Source organism: Methylobacterium sp. WL18 (assembly GCF_008040015.1).
Lineage (GTDB): Bacteria > Pseudomonadota > Alphaproteobacteria > Rhizobiales > Beijerinckiaceae > Methylobacterium > Methylobacterium mesophilicum.
In genome coordinates, this window is the sequence record NZ_VRVD01000534.1 from 1 (window position 1) to 3,244 (window position 3,244).

Below are 3,244 nucleotides of genomic sequence, written 5' to 3' on the forward strand. Positions count from 1 at the left end.
CATCGACGATGCCGAGCCGAGGCTGCCGCCCGCGCGCGGGGGTGCGCCCGGGCAGCGCCAGGCTGCGTCCGGTCAGGCGGCGCACCGTGAACACGATCGCGGCCAACGCCGTGAAGATGACGGCGAAGATCACGACATACTGGACGATGGGAGAGCCCTCAGAACCGAACACGGATTGCAGCCATTGCAAGATTACGCACTCGCACGTTTCGGCCGCCGCAGGGCCGCGCCCGGCACGAGCCTCGCTCATACCACGCCGGCCGCCCCCCAAGGCAAACGACGTTAAGACTTCGTTAACAGGCTCTTAAGTTTAGCGCCATCGAGACAAGAGGTTGTGAAGGACCAGGCGCCGCCGTCCCCAGGAACGTAGCCGCCACCCCGTCCGCTGACGCCTGACGTGGCGGTTGTCGACTCCCCGAAGGCCTTCGCGCTTAACGGTGCGTTAACCATGGAGGCGGCAGATTTTGCCGAGCCCGCTCGATCCGACGCGGCATCGCGCACCCGGAGGCGACCTTGGCCCTGACCGACCTGCCCGTCCTGGGGATGCTGCGCACCCGGATGCAGTGGGCGCAGGCGCGCCAGGGGCTGATCGCCGAGAACGTCGCCAACGCCGACATGCCGGGCTTCAAGCCGCGCGACCTGGCAGAGCTGCGCTTCGACCGGGCCTCCGGCACCGCGGTCAACACCTCGCCGGGCCTGGCGCTGACCAGCCCCGCCCACCTCGCGCCGCCCGGGCAATCCGAGGCCGGGGCCGATGCCAAGGGCGCCAAGCGCTTCGAGATCCGGCCGAACGGCAATGCGGTCAACCTCGAGGACGAGATGATGAAAGCCGGCGACAACCAGTCCGACTACCAGCTCGCCGCCTCCCTCTACCAGCACAGCCTGACCACCCTGAAGATCGCCATCGGCAAGAGCTGAACGTTTCGGACACCGATCGATCGGACGTGCCGTCGAAGCGCACGGCGGAAAGGAGCCCTGAGCCATGGAATTCAGCAAGTCGCTCACGGTGGCGGCCGCCGGCCTCAAGGCGCAGTCGGGCCGGATGCGGATCATCGCCGAGAACATCGCCAACGCCGATTCCGCCCCGGCCTCGGCCGGGACCGAGCCCTACCGCCGCAAGATCCCGTCCTTCACAAGCCACATGGACCCGGAGACCGGGGCCAAGCTGGTGGAAGCGGGCCGGGTCCGGCGCGACACCGCTGCGTTCCGGACCAAGTACGAGCCCGGCAACCCTGCGGCCAACGCCCGGGGCGAGGTGCAGATGCCCAACGTCAACGCCCTGATCGAGAACATGGACCTGCGCGAGGCCCAGCGCTCCTACGAAGCGAACCTCAACATGGTGACGTCCACGCGCAGGATGCTCTCGCAGACGCTGTCGATCCTGAAGTGAGCCTGCCTGAAGTGAGCCCGCCTGACGTGATCCCGAAGGAAGCCTAGCCGATGGCGACGAGCAATTTCGCGGCCGGCGCCTACGCCGCCGTCCAGGGCATGGCCAACGGCCGCCCGGCCCCGAAAATCCAGTCGGCCAACGAGGCCGGCGGCAACTTCATGCAGATGCTGGGCAACGCCCTGGACAACGTCGGGGATGCCGGACGGCGGGCCGACGGCCAAGCGATCTCGGCGGCCTCCGGCAAGGCCAACGTCGTCGACGTGGTCACCGCGGTGGCCGAGAGCGAGACCGCCCTGCAGACCATGGTGGCGGTGCGCGACCGCATGATCTCCGCCTACGAAGAGATCATGCGGATGCAGATTTGAGCAGCCTGCCCGGGCCGCCGGATTTTCCTCTGCCTTCTTCTTGAGCAAGACGCCCCATGACCGGCCTGGCCATCCTCGACGTCGCCCGCGACGGCATCTTCGTCTTCCTCAAGGTGGCCGGGCCCCTGATGCTGGTCGCGCTGGCGGTCGGGCTGATCGTCTCGCTGCTCCAGGCGTTGACGCAGGTCCAGGAACAGACCCTGATCTACGTGCCCAAGATCGTGGCGGTGTTCGCCGCGCTCCTGCTGATGCTGCCGTTCATCGGCGACGCCATGGCGGGCTACATGACCCGCATCGCCGCCCGCATCGCGGCCGGCGGCTGATCGTGCCCTCCGGCGGGACAGCGGCGGTGCGCGCGTGCCATAGGGGCGGCGATGAACCTGCTCCTGCCCGGCATCGCCTCGGCCTACCTGATCGCCTTCGCCCGGGTCGGCACGCTGATCATGCTGATGCCGGGCGTCGGCGAGCAGATGGTGTCGCCGCGGATCCGGCTGGCTTTCGCGCTGCTGACCACGCTGGTGCTGTTTCCGACCGTACGCCCGCTGCTCGGCGGCACCGACGGCCTGGCCGGACCCCGGCTGATCGGGCTCCTGTTCGCCGAGACGATCGTCGGGCTGGTCCTCGGCCTGTCGGTCCGGATGGTGCTGGCCGCCCTGCAGACCGCCGGGCTGATCATCTCCCAGCAGCTCGGCCTGGCCTACGCCATGACGGTGGACCCGAGCTATGGCGGGCAGCAGGCGGCGCTCGGAAATTTCCTGTCGCTGCTGGGCATCACGCTGATCTTCGCCGCCGACCTGCACCACCTCGCCATCGAGGGCCTGGCGCAGAGCTACGTGGTGCTGCCCCCGGACGGGGTCCCGGCCTTCTCGGACGCGCTGATGCTGGCGCTGAAGGCGCTGACCCGGGGCTTCACCCTGGCGGTGCAGATCTCCGGGCCGTTCATCGCCTTCGGGCTGCTGTTCAACCTCGGGCTCGGCGTGCTGTCGCGGCTGATGCCGCAATTGCAGGTGTTCTTCCTGGCGGTTCCGGCCTCGGTGCTGATCGGCATGCTGATCCTGATGGGCTCGCTCGGCGTCATGATGGGCGTTTTTCTGGACGATCTCGGCCGGTATCTCGGCGAGTTCGTCGGGCGCTGAGCGTCCACACGCACTGAGGTCGAGCGGACAAGATGGCCGAGGGCGCGGAGCAGGAAGACAAGACCGAAGAGCCGACCCAGCGGCGCCTGGACCAGGCGATCGAGCGCGGAGACGTCGCGACCAGCGCCGAGATCAACACCTTCGCGATCCTCGGCGCGTTCACGCTGGCCCTGGTGATCGCGGCCCCGACCATCGCCCAGAACCTGACCCAGGGTCTGAAGGCCTATCTCGCCAACGCCCACACCCTCCCGGACGACGCCACCGCCATGAAGCAGGCGGCGACCCGGGGCCTGTGGCTGTGGCTGGAGGCGGTGGCGTCGTCCGGGAGGGTGTGGGCGTTGGCGAGATAGGCC

Annotated in this window: 6 protein-coding genes; all 6 read left to right on the forward strand. The window is 68.6% G+C overall.

Going from position 1 to position 3,244, the window contains the following annotated elements:
- Positions 1 to 513 precede the first annotated feature (513 nt).
- Positions 514 to 918 (forward strand): flagellar basal body rod protein FlgB, encoded by a 405-nt coding sequence (gene flgB, locus FV228_RS24480; protein WP_147856937.1) that lies wholly within the window; start codon positions 514 to 516, stop codon positions 916 to 918.
- 64 nt (positions 919 to 982) lie between these two features.
- Complete coding sequence (flgC, locus tag FV228_RS24485; protein WP_147856938.1) at positions 983 to 1,390, forward strand: flagellar basal body rod protein FlgC; 408 nt, start codon at positions 983 to 985, stop codon at positions 1,388 to 1,390.
- Positions 1,391 to 1,440: 50 nt separating this feature from the next.
- Complete coding sequence (gene fliE, locus FV228_RS24490; RefSeq protein WP_147856939.1) at positions 1,441 to 1,755, forward strand: flagellar hook-basal body complex protein FliE; 315 nt, start codon at positions 1,441 to 1,443, stop codon at positions 1,753 to 1,755.
- 56 nt (positions 1,756 to 1,811) lie between these two features.
- Positions 1,812 to 2,078: a flagellar biosynthesis protein FliQ gene (gene fliQ / locus FV228_RS24495; RefSeq protein ID WP_147856940.1), complete on the forward strand. Its 267-nt coding sequence runs from the start codon at positions 1,812 to 1,814 to the stop codon at positions 2,076 to 2,078.
- A 51-nt stretch (positions 2,079 to 2,129) separates the two neighbouring features.
- The gene (fliR, locus tag FV228_RS24500; RefSeq protein ID WP_147856941.1) at positions 2,130 to 2,891 is read left to right on the forward strand and encodes a flagellar biosynthetic protein FliR; all 762 of its coding nucleotides are present in this window, start codon (positions 2,130 to 2,132) and stop codon (positions 2,889 to 2,891) included.
- Between the two features lie 32 nt (positions 2,892 to 2,923).
- Positions 2,924 to 3,241, forward strand: a complete 318-nt coding sequence (locus FV228_RS24505) for an EscU/YscU/HrcU family type III secretion system export apparatus switch protein (RefSeq protein WP_246694023.1) — start codon at positions 2,924 to 2,926, stop codon at positions 3,239 to 3,241.
- Positions 3,242 to 3,244: the final 3 nt, after the last annotated feature.